The organism is Verrucomicrobiia bacterium (assembly GCA_023953615.1).
Lineage (GTDB): Bacteria > Verrucomicrobiota > Verrucomicrobiia > Limisphaerales > JADLHS01 > JADLHS01.
In genome coordinates, this window is record JAMLJH010000002.1 from 707,462 (window position 1) to 732,709 (window position 25,248).

Consider the following 25,248-nt stretch of genomic DNA (forward strand, 5'->3'; position numbering starts at 1 on the left):
CGCGGGAGAGCTGAACGCTCGTTTGAACCGCTCATCATCATGCCAAGTAAACGATACAAAAAAGCACTGGAACAGGTGGACGCCAAGAAAGCGTATCCCCTCAAGGAAGCGATCGGAGTTCTCACGAAGTTCCCGAAAGCAAAATTCAACGAAACGGTGGATCTCGCGTTTCGTCTGGGGGTGGACCCGAAGCAATCGGATCAAATGGTGCGTGGTACCGTTCCGTTGCCGCATGGCAGCGGCAAAGTGGTCCGCGTGCTCGTCTTTGCCCAGGGAGCGGCCGCTGATGCCGCAAAAGCGGCAGGTGCGGAATTCGTTGGATTTGAAGATTTAATTGCCCGCTGTAACAGCGGCTGGACGGATTTTGATGTGGCGGTTGCCACGCCGGGAGCCATGGCGGAAGTGCGCAAGCTCGGTAAAGTGCTGGGTCCGCGTGGGCTGATGCCGAATCCAAAAACCGGAACCGTCACCGAAGACACTGCGAAGGCGGTTAAAGAGGTGAAGGCTGGGCGGGTGGAGTTCAAGGTGGACAAAGCCGCAAACGTGCATGTGGCCATTGGCAAGACCAGTTTTAATGCCGAACAGATCGAGGCCAATGCGCGCGCCGTGATTGAAGCCGTGGTCAAAGCCAGACCCGCCAGCTTGAAGAGCGTGTATCTGAATAGCTGCACGTTGTCAGCGACGATGAGTCCGGGAGTGCGCGTGGATATTCGCGAGTTTGGCGTGGGTTGAGATCAGTCAAAAAACAGCAGGGCGCGCGTTCTAATTGTGGCGTCGCCATAGACCAGTAATAGAAAAAATTTTGATTCCATCATGCGAGTAGAAAAACAAATTCTGAGCCAGGAGTACATCGGCCGGTTGAACGCTTCGCCGTTCTTCATCGTTGTGGGTTACCAGGGCTTGAAGGTAGAACAGTTGACCACCCTCCGCAAAAGCCTGCACGAGAATCAGGCCGAGGTGCATGTGGTCAAGAATTCCATTTTCCGGGTCGCGGCCAAGGAAGCCGGCGTCACGGATTTGAATGACGCGCTGGCTGGTCAGTTGGCGGTGGTTACCGGGCAGAAAGACGTTTCCGCGGCGGCCAAGGTGTTGAAAAATTTTGCCGGACAGAACGACAAATTGACCATCAAATTCGGGTATCTGAACAGCGAACGCCTGGAGCAGGCCGATTTGTTGACGTTGGCGGATTTGCCGAGCCTCGAAGTGCTGCGCGGCAAGTTGCTTGGCGTCATCAACGCGCCGGCGCAGAAGTTGGTCACGTTGCTCAACACCCCGGCGCAACAGTTGGCGCGGGTGATCAAGGCCAAAGCCGAAAAGGCGGCCGCCTGAGTGTAAAGAATTTCCCGCCACCAAGTCGGTGGCGGGATTTAACAAACCAGAAAGTAAATCGTCGGCTCATGGCCCTGAGTTGAAACCATCCGAGGCCCGGATGACGACGAGACGAAAAGAAAGCAAAAGACAGTTATGGCAGACATCGCAAATATTGTGGAAGAGTTGAGCAAGTTGACGGTTATTGAAGCCGCCGACCTCGTGAAGAAACTGGAAGAAAAATGGGGCGTTACCGCCGCCGCTCCCGTGGCGATCGCCGCCGCTGGCGCACCGGCCGCTGGTGGGGCTGCTCCCGCCGCCGCGAAAGATACTTTTGACGTCATCCTCGCTTCGGTACCCGCTGATAAGAAGATCGCGGTGATTAAAGCCGTGCGCGAAGTGAAAGCCGGACTCGGCTTGGCGGAAGCCAAAGCCCTGGTCGAAGGCGCACCGAAACCCATCCTGGAAGACGCCAACAAGGCGGACACGGATGCGGCCAAGAAGAAGCTGGAAGAGGCCGGCGCCAAGGTTGAAATCAAGTAATTGGGGGATTACGGGTCGGGGCGATCTTCGTTGGATCATCGTCCCGACCTCCCTTGAACCGCTTTATCTTAGAGTCCATACAACACGAATTCCGATTCAGCTTGGAATTCCCGGTTCGGCAAGTTTGCGATTGAACATCGCGGCCTTGCCTTGTGTCGTTGAGTAGAAAATTGACGTCCGATCAGGTGATCGGACCGTAGAAAAGGTCCAAATGTCATCGCGAACCACTGAACGTATCAACTTCAGCAAAATCAAAGAGATCATCGCTCCGCCGAATTTGATCGAACTGCAAACCAGCTCGTACAAGGAATTTCAACAGGCGGACGTGCCCGCGGCCAAGCGCAAGAATCTTGGCATGCAGGCGGTCTTCACCGAGGTCTTTCCGATCGAGAGTTACGACGGCAAAGTGGTCCTGGATTTCCATTCCTACGAAATCGGCGAGCCCAAGGTAAGCTGGCTCGAGTGTTTGCGCGAGGGATTGACGTACGGCGCGCCGCTCTACGTGACGTTTCTCCTCAAGGACGAGAAGGGCACGAAAGAGGAAAAAGTGTTCATGGGAGAGCTGCCGCTGATGACCCCGCAAGGCACGTTTGTCATCAACGGAGCGGAACGCGTGATCGTTTCGCAATTGCATCGTTCGCCCGGAATTGCGTTCGAGAAAACGATTCATCCGAACGGCAAGGAGTTGTTCAGCTTCCGCGTCATTCCGGACCGTGGCTCCTGGTACGAAGCGCAGTTTGATACGAGCGATTTGCTCTACGTCTATCTTGATCGCAAGAAGCGGCGCCGCAAATTTTTGACCACCACGCTGTTCCGCGCGCTGGCATTTTTAGAAAGCGATGGGCAGAAGCCTTCCAAAAAGGACGCGGACAAACATCGGGGCACGGACGAGGAAATCCTGAAGTTGTTCTACCAGATCGAGGAACTGACGATCAAAGAGGCGGAAAAACTGACCGAGCTGCAAAACAAGGTTTTGATTCAAGACGCGGTGGACGAGGAGAAGGGACTGGTGATTGCGCGCGCCTTCGAGCCGTTGTCCAAGGCGGTTGTAAAACAGATCGCCGAGCTTGGCGTCAAGCAGCTCAAGGTCGTGGATACTTCCGCGGATGATGGCATCATCATCAAGTGCATGAAGAAGGACCCAGCCAAGAATGAAGAGGAGGCCCTGAAAGATATTTATCGGCGTTTGCGCCCGGGAGATCCGCCAACTGCCGCCAATGCCAAGGCGTTGCTGAAACGCCTGTTTTTCGATCCGAAACGGTATGATCTGGGACGGGTCGGCCGCTACAAGATCAACCAGAAGCTTTCGCTTTCCAACAAGAACGAGTCGCGCATCCTGACCAAGGAAGACTTGGTGGAGGCCACCAAGTATCTGCTGAAGCTCAAGCAGGGTGAAGGCTCACTGGACGACATTGATCACTTGGGCAGCCGACGCATTCGTACCGTAGGCGAATTGCTCGCGAATCAGTGCCGCGTCGGTTTGGCGCGGACGGAGCGGCTCGTCAAAGAGCGCATGACGTTGTTCGATCAAGGTCTGGAGCAGATGACACCGCAAAAGTTGATCAACCCCAAGGCGTTGAGCGCGGTCATTCGGGATTTCTTCGGTCGTTCGCAATTGAGTCAGTTCATGGATCAAATCAATCCGCTGGCCGAATTAACGCACAAGCGTCGTTTGTCGGCTCTTGGACCAGGCGGCTTGTCGCGCGACCGGGCCGGGTTCGAGGTTCGGGACGTGCATCCATCGCACTACGGTCGCATTTGCCCGATCGAAACCCCTGAAGGTCCGAACATCGGTTTGATTGCATCGCTGGCGACTTTTGCGCGGATCAATGACTTTGGTTTTTTAGAAACGCCGTACCGCAAGGTGGAGAATGGCCGGGTTACCGGACACTTGGATTATCTCACGGCAGACCGCGAAGAGCAGTACGTCGTGGCGCAGGCCAATGCGCCGATTGATGATCATGGCCGCTTTACCGTGGACCGCGTTCCGTGCCGCTATCGGGGCGACTTCATTGACGCTGATCCAGGTAAAGTGCATTACATGGACGTTTCGCCGAAGCAGTTGGTTTCCATCGCGGCTTCCTTGATTCCGTTCCTGGAACATGATGACGCGAACCGCGCCTTGATGGGCTCGAACATGCAACGTCAGGCCGTACCGCTGTTGGTTACCGAAGCGCCCTTTGTGGCCACGGGCATTGAGGATCGCGTGGCGCGCGATTCCCGCGCCATTGTGGTTGCGGAAGAGGCGGGTAAGGTTGCTTCCATTACCGGAGATCAGGTCATCATCACGCCGACCGGCACTTTGCCGGAAGGCAAAAAGAAAATCAAACCCGACCCCGAAAAAGGCGTGTGGGTTTATGAGATTCGCAAATTCATGCGGTCCAACGCCGCCACCTGCATCAATCAGAAAATTCTGGTGCATAAGGGTGAGTCGGTGAAGAAGGGGCAGATCATCGCGGACGGCCCCTGCACGGACCATGGCGAACTGGCGCTGGGACGCAACGTGTTGGTCGCGTTCATGCCGTGGAACGGTTACAACTTCGAGGACGCGATCCTCATCAGTGAGAAAATCGTGAAGGACGATATTTTCACCAGCATTCACATTGACGAGTTTGAAGTCGCCGCGCGCGACACCAAGCTCGGACCCGAGGAAATCACGCGGGACATTCCCAATTTGGGTGAGGAAGCGCTCAAGAATCTTGGTGCGGATGGCGTGATCCGTGTCGGCGCCGAGGTCAAGCCCGGCGACATTCTGGTCGGCAAGATTACGCCGAAATCGGAAACCGAGCTGGCGCCCGAGGAACGTTTGCTGCGCGCCATCTTCGGTGAGAAGGCGGCGGATGTTAAGGATACGTCGCTCAAAGTGCCGTCCGGCACCTATGGCATCGTCATGGATGTCAAGGTGTCCGCGAAGAAGGACAGCGAGCGCAAGGAGTCGGCGGCCGAAGGGAAGCGGCAATTGAAGCAGATCGAAGACGAGCACCACAAGAAGATCGAGGAACTGCGTGATCAATTGACCGAGGCGTTGAGTAATATCCTGCTCGGTGAAAAAATTCCGTTGGATGTGGTGAATAGCGAGACCGGCGAGATCATCATTCCGGCCAATCGCAAGATCACTAAAACCCTGCTGCGCAAGCTCGCCGAGGTTTACGACCGCATCGAGATTGATCCTTCGCCGATCCGCAACAAAATCAACGAAATCATCGGCAGCTTCAAAAAGAAGTTTGATGACGTTCAGATGCAGTTTGATGAGGAAGCCGAACGCGCCGAAGCCGGCGAAGGCTCGGACAGCGGCATCGTCAAGTCAGTGAAAGTGTACATCGCTTCCAAGCGGAAACTTTCCGTGGGTGACAAAATGGCGGGACGGCACGGCAACAAAGGGGTCGTGGCCCGGATCGTGGCGGAAGAAGACATGCCGTACCTGGCGGATGGAACGCCGGTGGAAATCGTGTTGAATCCGCTCGGCGTGCCCTCGCGCATGAACGTGGGGCAGGTGTTGGAAACGCACCTGGGCTGGGCGGCAAAAATTCTCGATCTGAAATTCATGACGCCGGTGTTTGATGGCATCAAGGAAAAGCAGATTCGCAAATACCTTGAAGATGCCGGCAAGCTGGAGCGGGATCGCCATGAGACGGTCCTCGTCGGTGAAAATGGCAAGGCGTATCTCTACGATGGTCGCTCGGGCGATCGCTTCGACCAGGAAGTGGTCGTGGGGTACATTTACATGATGAAGCTGGGCCATTTGGTTGCCGATAAAATTCACGCCCGCGCGGTTGGGCCTTACTCGCTCGTCACGCAACAACCGCTGGGGGGCAAAGCGCAGTACGGCGGCCAACGCTTCGGCGAAATGGAAGTGTGGGCGATGGAAGCGTATGGCGCGGCGTACACGCTGCAGGAATTGCTCACGGTGAAATCCGACGACGTGCAGGGGCGCACCCGGATTTATGAGAGCATTGTCAAGGGCGACAATTCCCTCGAAGCCGGCATTCCAGAATCATTCAACGTCCTCGTCAAGGAAATGCAATCCCTGGGCCTGGATGTCAAAGTGGGTTACACCAATCCCGCCGATCAACCGCCGGAAAATCCCGCGACGGCGTTGGCAGCAGTAAATTAAACCGAGTCCCGACCGTATAATTTTAAGCGTATGACCAGTCCTCAACAAAGCGCCCGCGAACTGCTGGGCCTCGATAAAGTCAATCAGGTTGACTACATCGGCATCACGGTGGCGTCGCCTGATGCCATCCGCTCTTGGTCCAAAGGCGAAGTCAAAAATCCTGAAACCATCAACTACCGCACGTTCAAACCCGAAAAGGGCGGCCTGTTCTGCGAACGGATTTTTGGTCCGGTCAAGGACTGGGAATGTTCGTGCGGCAAGTACAAGCGCATCAAACACCGCGGCGTCGTTTGCGATCGCTGTGGCGTGGAAGTCACGCTGGCGCGCGTACGGCGCGAGCGCATGGGGCACATTGAACTGGCGGTGCCGACGAGTCACATCTGGTTCTTCAAGTGCATGCCCTCGCGCATCGGTCTGGCTCTTGATATGACCGCGCGCCATTTGGAACGCGTGATCTACTACGAGGACTACCTCGTGATTGACGCGGGCAATACGCCGCTCAAGCAGAATCAGCTCCTCAGTGAGCACGAGTATCGCGAAGCCCGGGAAACCTACGGCGGAGACGCGTTCGTGGCAAAGATGGGCGCGGAAGCCGTGCGAGAGGCGTTGGCGCTGGTGGATTTGTCCAAGCAGGTCGAGGAATTACAACAGGCCATGACCGAGACCCGCAGCAAGCAGATTCGCAAGAAGCTGGCCAAGCGCATCAAACTGCTTCAGGGATTGCAGGCTTCCAAGAGCCGTCCCGAATGGATGATCCTCACGGTCTTGCCGGTGATTCCGCCGGATCTACGTCCGCTCGTCCCGCTCGAAGGCGGGCGCTTCGCGACTTCCGACCTGAACGATTTGTATCGGCGGGTGATCAATCGGAACAACCGTCTGAAAAACCTGCTGGCGCTCAAAACTCCCGAAGTCATCATTCGCAATGAAAAGCGCATGTTGCAGGAAGCGGTGGACGCCTTGTTCGACAACGGACGCCATGGCCGCGCCGTGACCGGAGCGGGAAATCGCGCTTTGAAATCGTTGAGCGACATGCTCAAGGGCAAGAGCGGTCGCTTCCGCCAGAACCTGCTCGGCAAACGCGTGGATTATTCGGGCCGTTCGGTCATCGTCATCGGTCCGGAGCTGAAACTGAACCAATGCGGTTTGCCCAAGAAGATGGCGCTGGTATTATTCGAGCCGTTTATCATTCGTCGTTTGAAGGAGCTGGGGCACGTCCATACGGTGCGCAGCGCAAAGAAGATGATCGAACGCCAGACCACCGAGGTCTGGGATATTTTGGAAGAAGTCACCAAAGGCCATCCGGTATTGCTGAACCGCGCTCCGACGTTGCACCGCCTTTCGGTGCAGGCGTTCGAACCGCAACTCATCGAGGGCGAAGCCATCCGGATTCATCCGCTGGTTTGCACGGCATACAACGCCGACTTCGATGGCGACCAGATGGCGGTTCACGTGCCGCTCTCGATTGAAGCGCAGATGGAAGCGCGACTGTTGATGATGGCGACGAATAACATCTTTTCGCCTTCGTCCGGTAAGCCGATTATTACGCCCACGCAAGACATCACGCTGGGTTGCTATTACCTGACGGCTGAACCGCGGAAGCCCATCCCGGCGAACCTGAACGAGTTGCCATTGTTCGCGTCGCGCGAGGAGGTCAATTTTGCCTTCGATGACGGCGCGCTGCAAACGCACGCGCGCATTCGTTTCGCCAACCCGGATTTTGGCCGGAAGACTGTTTACGGCGACGAAAAGAAGAAGATCATTGTCACCACGGTGGGACGGGTTCGCTTCAGCGAAATCTGGCCGTCGGAACTGGGCCTTTTCAACAAGGCGGCCGGAAAGACCCAGTTGGGCGATTTGATCTGGCGTTGCTACAAAAATTGCGGTCACGAAAAGACCGTGATCATGCTGGACAAGCTCAAAGAGCTTGGCTTCCGCGAGGCAACCAAGTCCGGCTGTTCCATCGGCATTGATGACATGATCATCCCGAAGGAGAAGGAACAGGAGATTTCAATTGCCCTGACGCAAATCAAGGAAGTTGAGAAGCAGCATCGGCGCGGCGTGATCACGTCGGGCGAACGCTACAACAAGATTGTGGATATCTGGACGCACGCGACGGACCAGATTGCCAACGTGATGTTCAAGACGTTGGAACAAAATCAGGGCAAGTCCGAGTTCAACCCGGTTTATCTGATGGTGGATTCCGGCGCGCGCGGTAATCGTCAACAGGTTCGCCAGTTGGCTGGTATCCGCGGGTTGATGGCGAAACCCAGCGGCGACATCATCGAGAAGCCCATTTTAGCCAACTTCCGCGAAGGCTTGACCGTGCTGGAATACTTCATCTCGACCCACGGCGCGCGCAAGGGCTTGGCTGACACGGCGCTGAAGACGGCCGATTCGGGTTACATGACGCGCAAGCTGGTTGACGTGGCGCAGGACGTTATCATCCGCGAGGAAGATTGCGGTACCGCCAACGGCATCTGGGTTCACGCGGTGTATGAAGGCGAGGACGAAGTGGTGAAGATCAGCGACCGCATCGTGGGGCGTTGCGCGTGCGATGACATTCCCAATCCTTCCAATCCGAAGGAATTCTTGATTCGTGCGGGCGAGAAGTTTGATGAAATCACGGCCCGTGCGGTGGATTCGGCGGGGCTGGAACGCATCCGCATTCGTTCGGTGCTGACTTGCGAAAGCAAACAGGGCGTCTGCGCGGCGTGCTACGGTCGCAATCTGGCGACTGGTGCGAAGGTCAAACTTGGAGAAGCGGTGGGCATTATTGCCGCGCAATCCATTGGTGAACCGGGCACCCAGTTGACCATGCGGACTTTCCACATCGGTGGCACTGCAGCGGCGCAGTTCAAAGCGCCGCAGATCAAAGCCAAATTTGAAGGCACGGTGCATTACAACGATCTGCGCATCGTGGCGCTCGAAGACGGTCATTACATCGTGCTTAACAAGAACGGTTCGGTGGCCATTCTCGGCGATGACGGCCAGGAGTTGGAAAACCACGACGTGGTGATTGGTGCTATCATTTCAGTTGCCGACGGCGGGCGCGTGAAGAAAGGAGAAACCTTCATCCAATGGGATCCTTACAACGTGCCGATTCTGTCCGAAAAGGCGGGCAAGGTGAAATTCAACGACATCATCGAAGGCGTGACCATCAAGCAGGAAGTGGACGAAGCCACGCAGCAGGAAGCGATGATCGTCATTGATCACAAGGAAGACCTGCATCCGACCATTATTATTGCCGACGATAAGGGCGAGGAGTTGGGTCGCTATCCCATTCCCTCCGGCGCGCACATTGTGGTCAATGAGAGCGACAAGATCGTCGCGGGCACGTTGCTGGCCAAGACCCCGCGCAAACAATCCAAGACCAAGGACATCACTGGCGGTCTGCCCCGTGTGGCGGAATTGTTCGAGGCGCGCCATCCCAAGGACGCCGCGGAAATCTCGAAGATTGACGGCGTGGTGGAGTTTGGACCGAGCGTGCGTGGAAAACGGTGCATCATCATCAAGGATCCAACCACGGGCCACGAGGGCGAACATCTGATTCCGATTGGCAAACACGTCATCGTGTTCAAAGGCGACTTCGTGAAGAAGGGGCAGCAACTGACGGAAGGACCGATGGACCCGCACGAAATTCTGGATGTCTGCGGACCGCAGGAATTGCAAGAGCACTTGGTGAACGAAGTGCAGGAAGTTTATCGTCTGCAAGGCGTGACGATCAACGACAAGCACATCGAGATCATTGTGCGCCAGATGCTGCGCAAGGTGCGGATTACCGAACCGGGCGACACCACCTTCCTCTGGGGAGAACAGGTGGATAAGCTGGAGTTTGAAGGCGAAAATGAGCGCGTCGAGAAGATGGGGGGCAAGCCTGCCGAGGCTTCGCCGGTGTTGCTCGGCATCACCAAGGCGTCGCTGGAAACGGAATCGTTCCTGAGCGCCGCCAGCTTCCAGGATACCACGCGGGTGTTGACCGAGGCGGCCACGCGCTCGAAGATAGATCCGCTCCGCGGATTTAAGGAAAACGTCATCATGGGGCACATTATCCCGGCCGGTTCGGGTTTTGATCGCTACCGCAAGGTCGCCATCAAACCGTTGGTCGAGATTGTTGAGGAAGAACCGGAGGCGGAGGAAGCGGCGGCGGAGATCAATCCGTTGACCGCGTAAGACGAAAGTTTCAACCACGAGGCGTTCTCAGCAATGGGAACGCCTCTTTTGTTTGCGGTAACAACTCCTCAGGCGTGGTGCCGTCGGAAAAAGAAGTAACCGGGAGTCCCAATCAGAACCAGTCCCACGCCGAAGAGCGAATTCATGATGGCGGTTTCACCTGCCGCCGAAGCCTGTTGGTAAACCGCAAAATCGTTATACGCGGTGAAGCCCAGAAAAGTAACGGCGAAGAGAATGAAAATGATGGGAACGATCGGATACCCCGGAACGCGGTAGGGTCGCTCGACGTCCGGGAGTTTGCGTCGCAGGATGAAAACTCCGTAGGCGCCCGCCGCGTAGAAGGCCCAGGTCACGAAGATCAACGTATCGGTCAAGGTGTCAAACGTGCCGCTGAAGAGCAGCAGCACGCTCCAGATGCCTTGCACGACCAGTGCCGCCGCAGGCGTCCGAAACCGAGGGTGGGTTCTCCCGATGAATCGTGGAAAAACATTCAGGCGTGCCATCGAAAAGTAAACCCGGGCGGTGGCCATGATGATGGCGTTGGCTGTGCCAAAAGTGGAAAGCATGATCAAGGCGGCGATCCAGTTGCCGCCGCCCGCTACGATTTTCTCCGCAACGACAAAAGCGAAATACTTTTTTGCCTGCGCCAGTTCGCTCACCGGCAGGACGTAAAGATATGCCAGATTGATGAGCGCGTAGATGGCAGTCACCGTCAGCATGCCCCAGAACAGGGCGCGCGGGATGTTGCGTTGTGGAGATTTAACTTCACCCGCAATGTAAGTGAGCTTGTTCCAACCGTCATAAGCCCAGAATGCGCCTTGCAGCGCCGCCGCCAGGGCGCCGATCCAAGCCAGCCCGTGCCGCGTCACGGACGGATCCGCCGTCGTGAGATTGGTCAGGCCGCCGACGGACGGCGCGAGAAATGCCCCGCCGGCGAGCCACAGCATGGCCGCCACTTTGGCGACGGTGAAAATATTCTGCACCAACCCGCCAAAACGGATGCCCAGGTAATTTACGATGGTGAGCAGGACGATCAGCAGCGCGGCCAACCCTTTGGTGCCGATCTCAGCCAGCGGTTGGAGGTTGCCGATGTAGGGCAGATGGAATGACCAAGCCGCGAGTTCAGCGGGGAGCTGGGGCAGGGGCATCAACACTCCCGCATATTCCGCAAACAAGTAGGCGACGGCGGCGATGGAGCCGCATTGAATGATTGAAAACAGTGCCCAGCCGTACAGGTAGGCGAAGAACGGCCCGTACATGCGCTCGAAATAGATGTACTGTCCGCCGGTTTCCGGAATCAGACTGGCGATCTCCGCATTCGTCAGTGCGCCAAACAGCGTGATCACTCCCGCCAGAATCCAGATGAACATCAGCCATTGCGGCGATCCCAGTTCCGCCGCCATGACGCCGGTTTTGCGGAAGATGCCGGAGCCGATCACGCCGCCCACGACCAGCATGATGGTGGAGAAAAGCCCCAACGTCGGAATCAATCCGGCGCGGCTCCGATCGGCGGTGCCGGGTGGGCGTCCTGAATACATATCAACCGTCGTTGAAAGGAACGCCGCCGCCGCTCAACCGTCACGGTCGGTCCGGGCGTTCATCCGATTTCTTCCCGCAGTCGTTGTTCGGCGGCTTCATTGCTCAAGCCGTGCCGATGCCGCATCACACTCACGCCGACCACCGGCGGGTAGGCTTGATCCGCTTTCATGCGCGGCTCGACGTATTCAAAAACTTCGAACAACAGGCGATTGGCCGCCACATATTCCAGCCCGGTGAGTTTTTGAATGTAACGGGTCGCGCGGTCAATCAATTTCAAATTGCTGGGCACCACCCAGATCATGTAATTGCCCATCACGCGACCGAGCCGGACCATCGTGCCGGTGGAAAGGGTGTTAAGCAGCATCTTCAATCCCACCCGCATCACGCCGTTCAAGCGCAGACCGGTTTCGGGCACGGGCAAAAATACCGCCGCGCAACCCGGATTCCATTGTGCGACGAACTCCTTCACCTCGCGACAACCCGACTCGCTGCCGACGTAAATCAATCCCGTCTTTGCGCCCGCCTGGACTGCGGATTCCAGTTGGACGCGATGAAACCCGTGCGGGTCCAGCAGCGACGCTTTTTCCGCCTCGATGACCAGACCGACGGCGCAATCGCCACGGCCCAGCGGACGGTTCGCAATGCCGTCCCGGCCAATGCGGAAGCGCATCAGCTCCGCGTAACTGATCTTGCCGATGATCTCGATGGTGCGGGCGTATTTATCGTCCGGCACGAGACCGCGCACGGTTTCGGGTTTCCACTCGACGCAACGCGGCTGGCGTTTGCAGACGCGCTCCCAGGCGGCATCGGAATTTTCGTAGGGCACGTAAAGGAACGCCCACGATTCCGTCGCCGTGGTGTCATCGAACTTGCGGAACGGCGGCGTGCAATAGGTGGGAGAGCGCTCGGTCGTATCCGTGAGCATGTCAATGCCGACGCGGTCGGCAAAATAATTGTTCTTGTGGCCGGTGCGGTACACCGTTTCTTCCATGTTGGTGAGCCGGGCCAGTTGATCAAGTAACTCGGGTGATTTCAACGTGGCGTGCAAGGTCGTGAGTTGCGTGAGAAATTCCTGCGGCGCAGTGTCGGCATTGCCGTCGCCCGTCAGATGGCGCACGACCATTTCCAGAATCGTCACCATGACGGCGAGTTCAATGCTGGTGGCTTGCATCCGCGTCGAGCCGGTGATGCCCATCGGGCCGCTGGTCAGGTTGATCTTTTCCACACGGGCGTCCTGGATCACTTCCCGGCTGCGCTGGACATGCTCGCAGAGGATTTCATCCGGGTTGTTATAGACAAAATAAACTTTTGCTCCCACCTCAACCCCTTCCCAGGCCGTGCCGATGACGAACGAGGTCTCGCCGCCTTCCGTAATGGCGAACACCACGTCTTTGCGGTTCACGCCCAGATCGCCGATCTGCTTTTTTCCGAAATCCGTGAAGTCTTCGAAGCCTTCCACGGATTTGATCAGGGCAAAGTCACCACCCGCCATGACGGGGAACGCGCGATTTTCGTATTCTTCAGCCGCGCCCCTCACCCCGACCCTCTCCCCATCCGATGGGGTGAGGGATTTCTGTTGTTGCCAGAAGTCCCGCCAGATGGAGGCAAGTTGAATGCTCAATCGTCCCGTCGAACCGCAGCCGGTGAAATAAAGATTCCCCCCGTTTCGCAGCGCGGCGACCACCGTGGCGGCGATCTGCCGCGCGCGGTCGGATTTCACAAACTCGTGATACTTCCGCACCACGTCATCGTCCACATCGAACAGCAGTTTCAATCCGGCGGCGATGTCCCGCTTGGTTACTTCGCTGAGATTGGCGGTGACGGGATGAGACGATTCGGTGGTCAAGACCCCCAGTTTGAATTGATCGGCAATTTTTAGAAAATCAGCGGAACGTTGATCGGAAGTTCGACTCATAAATATCCCCGAGTGATAGCGGAACAGGCGGCAAACGTCGAGTCTGCTTCCATAGGAAAAGCAACATGATTGTGTCGGCAGCAAGGTCGGGCGGCGACGCTTGAATCAGTTGCGGCACCGATTGCTATCAGTTCACGGCAACGATTCGCCCCGCGCGGCGAGCAGCAGCCGATACCATTCCTCGCGCGTTAGTTCAAACTCCGTCGCTTTGACCGCCTCGCGGATGCGCTGCGGATTCGTGCTGCCGACGATGGGAACAATTTTGCTTGGATGCTTGAGCAGCCAGGCGTAAGCGATCACGGTTCGGCTCACACCGCGCGCGGCGGCGATTGCCTCCAGCGCCTTCACGATGGCGTCGGTCGGGTAGCTTTGTTGCGAGGCCAGCAGGCGTTTCGCGCCATCACCGAGCAAGCCGGCGCCGAGGGGACTCCACGCCATCGGGGTGATGCTCTTTTCCAAACATTGGTCCAGCGTGCCGTCGTCAAACGCGGCGCGTTGGGCCAGACTGATTTCCACCTGATTGACCACGAGCGGGAAGGGAACGGCGGCCTGCAACGCGGCAACCAGCGACGGACGAAAATTGCTGACGCCGAAGCAGCGCACCTTGCCCGCATCGTATAGTTGCGCGAACGCGCCCGCGATTTCGTGCGGATCGCCGAGATAATCCGGGCGATGCAGCAGGTAGAGATCAAGCGTCTCGATGCCGAGCCGTTGCAACGAACCTTCGCAGGATCGGACGATGTAATCCGGCGCGAAATCGTAGCGTTGTGGCGCCTCGGGATGGGGGTCGCCCGCGCGCCGCACTCCGCACTTGCTGGTGATGAGGATGTGTTCGCGCATTCCGGAAACTTCGCGCAACGCTTTTCCCAAAATGACTTCGGCTTGACCGCGCCCGTAAATATCGGCGCCATCGAACAGCGTGTAACCGGCTTCATACGCGGCCACGACCGCCGCCTTGCCGTCCGCTTCGATCGCCGCCGCGCTGCTGGTTGGTTGACGCGGATCGGCGATGCGCCAGCAGCCATACGCCAGCCGACTGACCTGTGTTGAACTGTTTCCCAGCCTGATTGTTTTCATGAATCGGTTAAAGCGATGGGAGCTTACCGGGTTCAGTCGAAGCGCCCAAGCAATTCTCATCGCAATTCGCATCACGTTCCTGGTCGCCGAAGTCCGCTGGAGTTTCGCTGGCTTGCCAGTCGGCGACTGCGTTCGCTACGCTCCCTCCGCATGGCACCCGAAGCTGCAACTGCACCATCCGATCCCATTCCGCTGGTGGCGGATTTGGACGGCACCCTCATTCGCACGGATTTGATGTGGGAATCCTTGCGGCTATGGCTGCGTCCGAATCCGTTGCGTTTGTTTGCGGTTCTGGGCTGGTGGCTGCGCGGGCGCGCGTTCTTGAAACGGCAATTGGGGCAACGAGTGCGGGTGAATCCGAAGGTGTTACCCTACCATGCGGAGTTTCTGGATTGGCTGCGGTCCGAAAAGCGGAAGGGGCGCAAACTGATTTTAGCCACGGCTTCGGATTATCAAATGGCGCTGCCGGTTTTTCAGCACGTTGGCATCTTCGATGAATTCATGGCCAGCGATGGGAAGATCAACCTGCGCGGAGAAAACAAGCGGCGGGCGCTGTCCGCCAAGTATGGCGAACGCGGTTACGACTACGCGGGCAACTCCTCCGTGGATCTTGGCGTTTGGCCGGGTTGCCGTGCCGCCATCGTGGTCAACGCTCCCGCCGGATTATCCACTCGAGCCGCCAAGGTGACACAAGTCGCTCGAGTCTTCAATTGAGCAGAAGGTTTGACGTGCTGGAATGAGATTGAGTTTTTTCCGGTTCCAAGCATCCTGCTGCGTCAGCGGAATTGATTTCCCAATTTTGTGACAACCATCGGATCTACGCTTCGGTTTCAATTTCAACCCCGATTGTGGGCCTCGTTACGGACCTACTCTCGCGCTACTTTTGTGGCGGATTTAACCTCGGGGCTGATCGTCGGCATTGTCGCCTTGCCGCTGGCCATGGCGCTCGCCATTGCCTCCGGCTTGAAACCCGAAGTGGGCATCTTCACCTCCATTGTCGGCGGCTTTTTAATCTCTTTCTTTGGCGGTTCCCGCGTGCAAGTTGGCGGCCCGGCGGGCGCATTTGTTCCGTTGTTGGTGCCAATCGTCGCGGCGCATGGTCCCGAGGGACTCGCCGCTTGCGCGTTGATCGCCGGCGTCATTTTGGTGGGACTCGGAGTGGCGCGGCTGGGATCAATGATCCGCTTCGTGCCCTATCCGGTGGTCATCGGGTTTACCAGTGGCATCGCGATTATTATTCTCAGCACTCAATTGCAGGATTTCTTCGGTTTACCGCAAGGGTTGCCCGCTGATTTCATCGGCAAGCTAAAGGCGATTGCGGCAGATTTTCATCCCAACTGGGCAACCACGGGTCTGGCTCTGGCGGGCGCATTGCTGATCTGGTTTTGGCCGGCGGCCTGGGCCCGACGGGTGCCCGGCTCGATCGCGGTAATTGTGCTGGGCGCCGTTGGAGTTGCTGTTTTTCGACTGCACGAACGTTGGGGCATTGCGACGTTAGGCAGTCAGTTCGGTGCCATGCCGCGCGGGTTGCCGTTGCCTCATGCGCCGTTGTTGTCAGTGGAAGTCTGGCGCGATTTGCTGCCGTCCGGCATGACGGTCGCCGCGCTGGGAGCGATCGAGTCGTTACTGTGCGCGGTGGTGGCTGACGGCATGATTGATGACCGGCACGATTCCAACCAGGAACTGGTCGGGCAGGGGATTGCCAACATCGCCTGCGCCTTTTTTGGCGGGATGCCGGCCACGGGCGTGATTGCTCGCACGGCCACCAATGTGCGGAGCGGAGCAAAAACTCCCGTCGCCGGTTTGGTGCATGCGGCCGTGCTGTTGATGATCCTGCTGGTGGCGGCGCCGTTGGCCAGTTTTATTCCGTTGGCGGCTCTGAGTGCGGTGTTGGTTGTGGTCGCCATTCGGATGGGGGAATGGCATCACTTCACCCGGTTGCGTCGCTGGCCCAAGGAAGACATCGTCGTGTTGCTCACCGCCTTCGTGCTGACGGTCGTCACTGATCTACCCGTGGCGGTTGGCGCGTCACTCATACTGGCGGCGGTGTTGTTGGTTCGGCAACTTTCGCAGACCGCCGAAATTCGAACTGAAGGCCCCACCGGTTCCGCCGGCACCACGGATCAAACTTCCGCGGACGGCGCGTTGCCGGCGGGCGTCATGGTCTTCCGGGTTTGGGGCGCAATTTTCTTTGGCGCGGCGGATAAATTGGAAACGGCCATGCGGCGGGCGGGCAATTTGCCGGAAGTTTTGATTTTGCGGATGGAAGACGCGTTGGTTCTGGATGCCACCGGGCTTAATGCATTGGAAGATTTGCAGGAGAAACTATCGCGGCGCGGGAAGCATTTGATTCTCTGCGGCCCCCATTCGCAACCGTTGTTTGCCTTGACGCGAGCTGGATTTCTGGATCGTCTGGGCTTGGAAAACATGAGCAGCGATTTGACAGCGGCCCTGGCTCGGGCGCGGCAACTGATTGAAGACCAGAAAGCTGGCAAGGCTTCGAGTTGAAAATTCGGATGGTCCATCCAGCGCATAATCATTGGTCGCAAATGCGGCCCGCAGAAACATGACGAAAACAATAGCTATTCGAGTGAGCGCCGTCCTGGGCTTGTTGGCGGTGGGATTGGGCGCGTTCGGCGCCCACGGATTGAAGGAGACGCTGACGCAACATGGGATGGTGGCGGTTTGGGAAAAAGCGGTTTTCTATCACTTTATCCACACGGTGATTTTATTTGTTTTACCGCAGCGCCGTGAGTTTTGCTCAGGACCATGGCTGGCGTTGTTTGCGGGGATCATTTTGTTCTCCGGCTCGTTGTATTCGCTCGCCATCACCCATTGGAAATGGCTGGGCTTCATCACGCCTTTCGGTGGCGTTTGTTTTGTGGTGGGCTGGATTTGGCTGGTCATTTCCGCGCGGAAATTGGTTGAGTGAACCCCGGTCAGGGTGGCGGTCTGAACGAGTTCTGCCGCGACTCGAATGAAAGTCCAGGCGCTTTGGCGGTTGCGGGAGATCGTTCATTGCGCCCGAGGTATTGGACTGTCGAGACGGAGCGATTGCGGGTTGAAAGCAGCTTCGTGAAATTATTGGTTTTCCCCATTGCCACGGTCGGAAGCCTGCGCTAGTACCCAAACATGAATTGCCGCCCGCGTTCCGATGTCGCTTTGCCGAGCGCGGCGGGATCGTTGGGCTTCGCGCTGATGGAGTTGCTCATGACGGTGGTAATCATTTTCGTGCTCTTCACAATGTTCTTTGGCTTCGGCGCCAAAAATCGTCAGCGTAGCGCCAAATTACGTTGTCAGGAGAATTTACAGAAAGCCTTCGTCGGCTTGCAGATTTTTGCCAACGAACATGACGAGCGGTTTCCCCAGACCACAAACGCCACCACGGCCGAGGTGGCGTTGGAAGTTTTGGTGCCGCGTTATACGGCCGATACCAAAATCTTTGTCTGCCCCGGGCGAAAGGATTCGGCGCCGGCTCCGGATCAACCCTTGCGTAAGGGACGCATCAGCTACTCGTATTATCAGGGACAAACCAAGACCGGAACCAACGGCTTTCTTTTGACCGATTGGCAGGTGAACACTCAGGCCAAACGCGTCGGCGATTTGTTGTTTTCTGAAACCGGTAAAAAACCCGGTAACAACCACGCCAAAATCGGAGGGAATTTACTCGAAATCACCGGCGACGTGATTTCCTCGCCCGCACGGGCGGCAGTGGATCTGCCCTTGGCATCCGGCGTGGTGTTGCTAAATCCCAAACCCTGACGACGCATGAAGATCGTTTGCGATTGCGGCGCAAAGTATGCCTTCGACGTGACGGCGGACAATCTGCGTGCGCCGGTGGTTTTCAGTTGTCCCAACTGCGGCCAGGATTTGTCCGCAGCGATCAACCAACAAATTCACGAGCAATTCGGGGTGGCGTCAGATGCGGCCACCGACGGCCACCCAACGACCGACGCCGAAACTGCGGACGCGCCGACACCGGCGATTTCAACCTCGAAGCGTCCGCCGCTACGAATCCAATTACCGCCACAATCCACGTCGGCGCCAGCGGATGAAACCAGAGCGACGGAGCGATTTTGTTCGCGCCATCCATCGTTGGTGGCGACGCAAGCGTGTGTCGTCTGCGGGAAAGGCATTTGTGCGAAATGCGCTGGGTTGTTTGCGGACTGTTGTTCGCCACTGTGCAAAGAGAAGGCGGCGTTGCGAGGAGAAAAAACTTCGCGAAGTGGGCGCAGGTATGAATCCGATGAGGCTCGACGGCTGCGCCGTTTTGGATGGCTGGTAAAATTGGGATTATGTCTGGCGCTTTTGGTTCTGGGGGCGTGGCTGTTGTATGCGTGGTGGGGATCGCAGCCCCGGCCAGTCGCTACTTTGCGATTCGAGAACGACCCGGCTTTCGCGGGAACGAGTATTATTGCCGGTGAGCAGGCTATTTTTCTGCATGGACTGAAACTCGGACGTTACGACCTGAGTGCCAAACGGCAGGTGTGGTTGCAATCCGTGGTGGATGAGAAAATGGTCCGCGCGCAAGCGGAGCAAGACCTGCGACAAATGCAGGCCATGGTGGCTGACGGGCAAAGCCGCGGTGCGATTCCGTCGCTCGAACAACGGATCCGAGACCTGACGCGAGTCACCGAAAGTGGATTCCAGTTGCGCGTGTTCGGGCACAGCATCTGGGTGGCGGATGGTGAGACGGCGCGGCAATTCGACTGGGACACGGGCAGGCCACAGCGGGCGGTGCCTTTCTCGGGAGATTTTGACGAGGCCCGGTTGAAGGGGAGTCAATTGGAAATCGGCCAGTTAGTGAATGATTCCACGATTCAACTAACGCGGTTGGATTTGGTGAGCGGTCAGATGAGTACGGAGCCATTGAGGACGAACTCCATCCGTGGCGCGGTGGGAGGCCATGCAGCGCAGTCGCTGTCCGATAAAACCGAAGTGACCCGAAAGGGCGTTACTGATCTGAGTGCGCAACAACTGGGAGCCGCCGTCGCGAGTGGTTCAGTGGCCGGAAAGCTGGCGGCTCCGGCAACCATTGCCGTGACCCGTCGTCAACAGGAAGCGCTGCAACTCATGGCCGAGGACGATGGAGCGCAGAAAGCCGGACGGAATACGGCGCCGGCAAATGGCAAGATGCCGTTGGCCGAATCGGTCCAGGTGTTTTCCTCTGGATCGGGATGGGTTCAACTGACGACGCGGTTGTTGCAACCGAATCTCGTGGCGCGTTCGGCAATGCGGGCCGCGCCCGCGAAGTCAGCGTTGGACGGCGGACTGAGCGCCGGCGCGACGACTGAAGTTGCCAACGAGTTGTTGAATGAAATGGCGCGCAATGCCGGTCAGGATAAGGTCGTGGAAGACCAAAGCCGGTATGCGGTTCGCCTCCATCGCCTCGGTGACGCTGCCGCACCGGATTGGGAAGGCGAAGTCATCGGCGCGCCGCAGCTCTATCCGCAGGCAACCGTGAATGTGCTGGTGGCCGGTACGACGTTGCTGGTTTTGGATCAGCAAAATCGCAAGAAATGGGAGAGCCTATTGATGTATCCACTGGCGGAGGCGGGTGATTTGGCCAGCCATCACCGGGACAAACGGTATGGGCTGGGGCCGGTGGTGGAACACGACCAATCGCTCTACGTTTTTGATCAAGGCGTGCTGAGCGCATTTGATTTGGCGACCGGTTCCGCTCGTTGGCGATTGCCCTCCGTAGGCGTCAGGGGTTTGTTTTTCGATGGTGCAGGCGCGCTTTACGTCAACACCACGACCGCCAGTCCGGATCGGATCAAATACGCGCGACAGATAGACGTGAGTGAGCGGGCGGGAAACCTCACGCTGAAGCTGGACGCAACAAACGGCAAAGAGCGCTGGCGTTACGCTGAAGGCGGATGGCTGACTTATGTTTCCGGTCGTTACCTTTACGCAGTGGATTATACTCCGCCGCGTGACGATGATGAGGGTGAAGATCAACAGACCCTCGCCGCGTTGGGTTTGGGGACGACACCGCATTTGAACATTCGCCGGCTTAACCCAAAGAATGGTCGCGTGATGTGGAATTATTATCAACCGCACGGCGCGTGGGACATCGAGATGCGCGATAACATCTTGCAGTTGGTGTTAAAGCAAGAGGTGTTGATTTTGAAATTCCTCGCGCTCTGATGCCGGGCCAGCAAGCAAGGTGAAGTTGCGGTTTACGCTTCGACCAGCTTTTCTTCCGCCGCGCTGAGTTTTCGCCATTGACCCACGGGCAGTTCCGCCAGCCAGAATTGGCCAATGCGCACGCGGACCAATCGCAGCGTGGGATGGCCAATGGCCGCGGTCATGCGGCGCACCTGACGGTTTTTGCCTTCGACCAATTCCAAGCCGAGCCAACAATCCGGAACATTTTTGCGAAAACGGATCGGCGGCTGGCGCGGCGGGAAGCCCGGCGGTTTGGGCAGTAACCAGGCCCGGCCCGGCAGCGTCTTTCGATCTTGAATCATCACGCCGTCGGAAAGTTGGCGCAGCGATTCGGCGCTGGGGATGCGCTCCACCTGCGCCCAATACTCGCGTGGATGAGCTTGCTTGGGTTGGAGCAGACGCGCGTTCCAGCGCGGTTCATCGCTCAACAAGAGCAACCCTTCCGAATCGGCATCCAACCGCCCGATCGGATACACGCGAGGTGGAAAATTAAATTCCGCCAGCGCGCGATGGCGGGAGTCGTCCGGAGTGAATTGGGAAAGGACTCCGTAAGGCTTGTTGAACGCAATCAGCACAGTGCGGATTAAACTCCACCTCTCGCCGCCAGCCAAGCGGATCTGCTTTCCGCTCCGGCCAGGTTGTGCTCGACGGATACGACTTCGTCGAAGCAACAACCCAACCGAAGTTCAAAATGTGGCGTAGGGCAACCGCATTCCGGTCTGTTTCGCGAGCGGTTTAATGTGAGCTGATCCGGTAGAACAATTGTCCGCCGGGCGGGTTGGCGTGCGTCACGGTTTTGAGCGTGCCATCGCCAGTAACGGTTTCCAGCGGAGTCCAGGTCGTCGCGGTCAAATCACTGGTGTACTCGACGACGTGCTGCATTCCAGCTTGCGACGTGAACGAGAAGGAGAAGTTGGTGCCGTCGTAGGCGGGGTCAAGCAGCGTTACCGACGGTTGAAGCGCCGGAACAATCTCCACCGCACCCAGATCGAAGGCGCGCGCATCAGTGGCGGGTGAGGCTTGCACCCCAAAGTGCAGGTAGGGGTGACTCGTGCCGGTGACTCCCGACGCCCGATAGTGGTGCGGCGCGGCGCTTTGGAAGGACGTATCCGCCGTCTGATCGGCGATGCTGACGGTATAAGTGGCGTCGGCGGGATGGATTGTGACCGCGAACGCATAGACGTGTTCGGGGACAATGGCGATGGCGGTGTCCACCAGATTCCCGGCTTTGAAGGCGCCCGTTCCGTCCGTGTTGTCGAAGATGTAGAACGTCTTTCCGGCCATGACCCCGGAGCCGGGCGTTTGTTCGTCGCCGGATGCGGCAATGGACCAACTGGTGCTGGCATCGGTGCTACCGGTTGGTCGCGCCGCGTTACGGCCATAGAAATGGACCCGATCGTTGAACACATCGAAATTAGAAGCGAAGTCAGTTTCCAACAGACGGAATTTCCAACGGATGACGTGCGGGACATTTAGATCGAGACCCGGGCTGGAAGTGTATTCGCGCATCAGATTGCGCACGCCAACCGTGGTGACGTCGTAATGGAGGTAATCGCCCCCCAACGCCGCGTCCGTTTCCAAAGTGCCCATCCCGGTGCTCCATTGCCAAGGGCCAGTCCAACCCGGGCTGGGCGCGTACAGCCACGGATCGTTGGCGGCGATAAAGTCAGACGCCCATTGCGTGGTGCCCGCCGCGTTGGCGGCCTGAATGGCCAGCGAATAATTTCCGGAGGCGAGCGGCGCGTGAGTGGCGGTTAAATTCGTGGCTGCGCCGGAGAAATTAAGGCTGGTCACCGTATCATTGAGGCGTAGTTCAATATCGGCTTCAGCCAACGGTACCTGCGATTGCACGTTGAATTGCACCCCGGCGCTGGCGGGAGCAATGGTGTGATTCGCGGGACTGACCGCTCCGATCGTTGGTGGCAAAATCGCCGCCGTTTCCGGCCCCACCGTAACCACCAGATTATCAATTTGCCCGTACTCGAACCACGGCGTCGAACTGTGGGTCTGAATGCGGAAACGATTGAAGACCATGCCGGGAGTCGCGTTACGAAAGGGGATCAGCGTGCCGATGGGTTGGTCATCCACCGACACGTCATAACGAGCTGCCGCAACCCCGCTCAGATAGTGGACAACTTGCACGTGATGCCAGCCTGCCGACCAGTCCATCAGTGGTTGCCACGCGGTGTTATCATAGTAAGCCAGCTTTCCTGGAATGGTGCCCCACGCCAAAAAACTGCTCCAAAATACGCCCGATTCAGCTTGCAGCGTGAGGTCAATGGTCCGCTCGTCGGTGATTGATACCAAAACGTCGAAATCCAACGTCAATGTACCCGAAGACACCGCTGGGAAGCGCAAAGCATCGGCGCGGATGGCCCCCGATCCCGCCCGTTCCAAGACCTTTCCTTGTTCGCCACCCGCGTCAACGATAGTTGCCGGTTCATCGGCGTTGGGTTCCCAGACCCCCAGGCCGTCGGTCACATTTTGCAGAGCTTCCACCGGGAAGATGTTTTCGTCTTCGAAGCCGCCCGAGTCGTAAAGAACCACCGGAGTGGTGAACGTGTAAAAAGTGCGTTGCGCGGTGGCCGACCCGCCGGAATTGGCCACGCTGATTTCAATGGTGTGCTGTTGATCGGCGGCTAGTCCGTTGTAGGCGACGTCGTAATTTCCCGCGTCTCCCGAGATCACAAGTTCACCGGAGACATCCACGGAATTGACCACCAGCGAAATACTGCTGGCTTCAATGGCCTCGTAAGCAATCACACTGAAATGGATTCCGTTGGCGGCATCGGTGACGGCCCCGTTCTCCGGCGTCACTCCGGTAATTACCGGAATGGGTGTGCTGCTGGGCGCGCCGGTGATAAATCCAAAATCATCCCAGCAAATCCGGGTGTTTTTAGGGGTCTCTGTGCCCGACTCGAACGATTGCAAGCGGAGGCTCACCACGGCGGCGCCGTCCGGAGCGGTAAAACCGAAAAAGGTGTCATCGCCGCCGGAGGTTTTGCCGACGTTGGCCGTCGCGACTTCCGTGGTGGCGTCGCTGAAAGTGGCCGTGACGCGAATGTCCAGCGGGTACTGGGTGTTATTACGGGACAGGATGACTAACCCGACTTGTTTGATGACTTCATTATCGGGAGGGAGTCCGGTGTTGTTGTCTCCGAGCGCCAGCGTGAGGGTGTAATCCGCCAAATCTGCGGTGCTGGTGGTGGCGTTGGGTGCGGACAACGGCGTAAACGAGCTGGGGTTCGCGGTGACGTTCTGCATCGCCACGCTGCTGGTGATTGTGAGGTACTTGGAATCACCGTAATCACCATGGTAAGTCGTCGTGGCATTGGCGACCGTGCCCGAGAGGTTCAAAACGCCACCAGCCCCGCTGCTCCAGGCCGTGGCGACTGCCGGAACGAAAGCGGTGTCGGTCAGTGTGGTGGCGCTCTTTTCAATCCCCGCCGCCACCGTGCCGATTGTAATTTGCGTATATTGTCCGAAGCTGTGAAGCGTTGGCCAAACGGCCAAGGCGAATATCCCGGCCATCCGGGTGAGGGTGGAACATGGTTTCATAGGCTGCGTCTGTTGGTTTTGATTTTATGGTAGAATGTCGAGTTCGCGATAGTAGTTGATCATTTGCACGGGACTGGGCACCGCGGCGGAAATTTTTTGAGTCAGCGGACCGGGCCGCGCCCAGCGACCGGACCCGTCGCCAAACAACCGGTTGTAGCCCTCGCCGTTGTGAACGGGATAAATATAGCCCGCATCAATGCCGCCGCCTTGATAGTTCTGGACGCCGATAAAGTCGCTGTAAATCACGTTGGTCGTGTAATTCGCCAGCTTCCATTCGGTCAGCAGCGCATTATTTTCAAAGGCGGGACGGCAGGGGAAGGACGAGCGCACGCTGGCGTTGGTCCAGGCGTTACCAGGAGCATCCAGGGCCAGCACTTCATCACGGCGCAAGCTGCCGGAAACGCAGTAATAAACCTTCGGGCTTTTGGCGTAATCTCCGACGTAAAGCAAACCGAGGTTCTTGTAGGCGCCGCCGGAGCGCAGCCAGTAGGTGGTAAAAATTGAAGCGGTGCGAAAGATGGTGGGCAGATGATCGGTATTGTCCGGTGCGTACATGTGCAGTCCCAACCCGATCTGATGCAGATTGCTGAGGCAACTGATCCGCCGCGCGCGTTCCTTCGCTTTGGCGAGTGCGGGCAGGAGCATGGCCGCCAGAATGGCGATGATGGCGATCACCACCAACAGTTCGATCAAGGTGAAGGCCAGTTTCCATGACGGGCGCGCACTGCGGACGAGTCGCCTGGAAATCCGCGTTTGATTCATGTCGGCCTTCAACATTGTTGGGTGTCAGTTTTCACGGAACCTTATCGGTCGGGTTTGGTCGGCGTCCATAGCTCTTTCGAGCTAGTGCTCG

16 protein-coding genes are annotated in these 25,248 nt (G+C 57.7%); 10 read left to right on the plus strand and 6 right to left on the minus strand.

The genetic code is table 11. The features are described 5' to 3' along the window. The first annotated feature begins 39 nt into the window (after positions 1 to 39). The 5 genes from rplA to rpoC all read left to right on the plus strand — a co-directional run bounded on the left by rplA (position 40) and on the right by rpoC (position 10,135). Complete coding sequence (gene rplA / locus M9920_13440; GenBank protein MCO5053291.1) at positions 40 to 732, plus strand: 50S ribosomal protein L1; 693 nt, start codon at positions 40 to 42, stop codon at positions 730 to 732. A gap of 81 nt (positions 733 to 813) precedes the next feature. Beyond that, positions 814 to 1,329: a 50S ribosomal protein L10 gene (gene rplJ / locus M9920_13445; protein MCO5053292.1), complete on the plus strand. Its 516-nt coding sequence runs from the start codon at positions 814 to 816 to the stop codon at positions 1,327 to 1,329. A gap of 135 nt (positions 1,330 to 1,464) precedes the next feature. Then, positions 1,465 to 1,851: a 50S ribosomal protein L7/L12 gene (rplL, locus tag M9920_13450; GenBank protein MCO5053293.1), complete on the plus strand. Its 387-nt coding sequence runs from the start codon at positions 1,465 to 1,467 to the stop codon at positions 1,849 to 1,851. A 211-nt stretch (positions 1,852 to 2,062) separates the two neighbouring features. Further along, entirely contained in the window at positions 2,063 to 5,965 is a 3,903-nt protein-coding gene (gene rpoB, locus M9920_13455) for a DNA-directed RNA polymerase subunit beta (GenBank protein MCO5053294.1), read from the plus strand. Between the two features lie 30 nt (positions 5,966 to 5,995). Then, positions 5,996 to 10,135: a DNA-directed RNA polymerase subunit beta' gene (gene rpoC / locus M9920_13460; GenBank protein ID MCO5053295.1), complete on the plus strand. Its 4,140-nt coding sequence runs from the start codon at positions 5,996 to 5,998 to the stop codon at positions 10,133 to 10,135. A gap of 68 nt (positions 10,136 to 10,203) precedes the next feature. Here rpoC and M9920_13465 read toward each other — a convergent pair whose 3' ends face one another. The 3 genes from M9920_13465 to M9920_13475 form a co-directional block, all read right to left on the minus strand. Then, positions 10,204 to 11,673: an amino acid permease gene (locus M9920_13465; GenBank protein MCO5053296.1), complete on the minus strand. Its 1,470-nt coding sequence runs from the start codon at positions 11,671 to 11,673 to the stop codon at positions 10,204 to 10,206. A gap of 59 nt (positions 11,674 to 11,732) precedes the next feature. Beyond that, positions 11,733 to 13,589 (minus strand): hypothetical protein, encoded by a 1,857-nt coding sequence (locus M9920_13470; protein MCO5053297.1) that lies wholly within the window; start codon positions 13,587 to 13,589, stop codon positions 11,733 to 11,735. Positions 13,590 to 13,721: 132 nt separating this feature from the next. Then, a complete protein-coding gene (locus tag M9920_13475) occupies positions 13,722 to 14,666 on the minus strand; it encodes an aldo/keto reductase (GenBank protein MCO5053298.1) in 945 nt (314 codons plus the stop codon). A 150-nt stretch (positions 14,667 to 14,816) separates the two neighbouring features. Here M9920_13475 and M9920_13480 point away from each other — a divergent pair, with 150 nt between their 5' ends. The 5 genes from M9920_13480 (at position 14,817) to M9920_13500 (ending at position 20,816) form a co-directional block, all read left to right on the plus strand. After that, entirely contained in the window at positions 14,817 to 15,380 is a 564-nt protein-coding gene (locus tag M9920_13480) for a hypothetical protein (protein ID MCO5053299.1), read from the plus strand. A gap of 171 nt (positions 15,381 to 15,551) precedes the next feature. Beyond that, the gene (locus tag M9920_13485; protein MCO5053300.1) at positions 15,552 to 17,174 is read left to right on the plus strand and encodes a SulP family inorganic anion transporter; all 1,623 of its coding nucleotides are present in this window, start codon (positions 15,552 to 15,554) and stop codon (positions 17,172 to 17,174) included. A gap of 58 nt (positions 17,175 to 17,232) precedes the next feature. Next, positions 17,233 to 17,598, plus strand: a complete 366-nt coding sequence (locus tag M9920_13490) for a DUF423 domain-containing protein (protein MCO5053301.1) — start codon at positions 17,233 to 17,235, stop codon at positions 17,596 to 17,598. A 200-nt stretch (positions 17,599 to 17,798) separates the two neighbouring features. Continuing rightward, positions 17,799 to 18,428: a hypothetical protein gene (locus M9920_13495; protein ID MCO5053302.1), complete on the plus strand. Its 630-nt coding sequence runs from the start codon at positions 17,799 to 17,801 to the stop codon at positions 18,426 to 18,428. 6 nt (positions 18,429 to 18,434) lie between these two features. Then, positions 18,435 to 20,816, plus strand: coding sequence for a PQQ-binding-like beta-propeller repeat protein (locus M9920_13500; protein MCO5053303.1), 2,382 nt, complete (start codon positions 18,435 to 18,437; stop codon positions 20,814 to 20,816). Between the two features lie 32 nt (positions 20,817 to 20,848). Here M9920_13500 and M9920_13505 read toward each other — a convergent pair whose 3' ends face one another. The 3 genes from M9920_13505 to M9920_13515 all read right to left on the minus strand — a co-directional run bounded on the left by M9920_13505 (position 20,849) and on the right by M9920_13515 (position 25,157). After that, positions 20,849 to 21,412, minus strand: a complete 564-nt coding sequence (locus M9920_13505) for a pseudouridine synthase (GenBank protein MCO5053304.1) — start codon at positions 21,410 to 21,412, stop codon at positions 20,849 to 20,851. A gap of 160 nt (positions 21,413 to 21,572) precedes the next feature. Next, positions 21,573 to 24,395: a hypothetical protein gene (locus M9920_13510; GenBank protein ID MCO5053305.1), complete on the minus strand. Its 2,823-nt coding sequence runs from the start codon at positions 24,393 to 24,395 to the stop codon at positions 21,573 to 21,575. Between the two features lie 24 nt (positions 24,396 to 24,419). Then, a complete protein-coding gene (locus M9920_13515; protein MCO5053306.1) occupies positions 24,420 to 25,157 on the minus strand; it encodes a DUF1559 domain-containing protein in 738 nt (245 codons plus the stop codon). Positions 25,158 to 25,248: the final 91 nt, after the last annotated feature.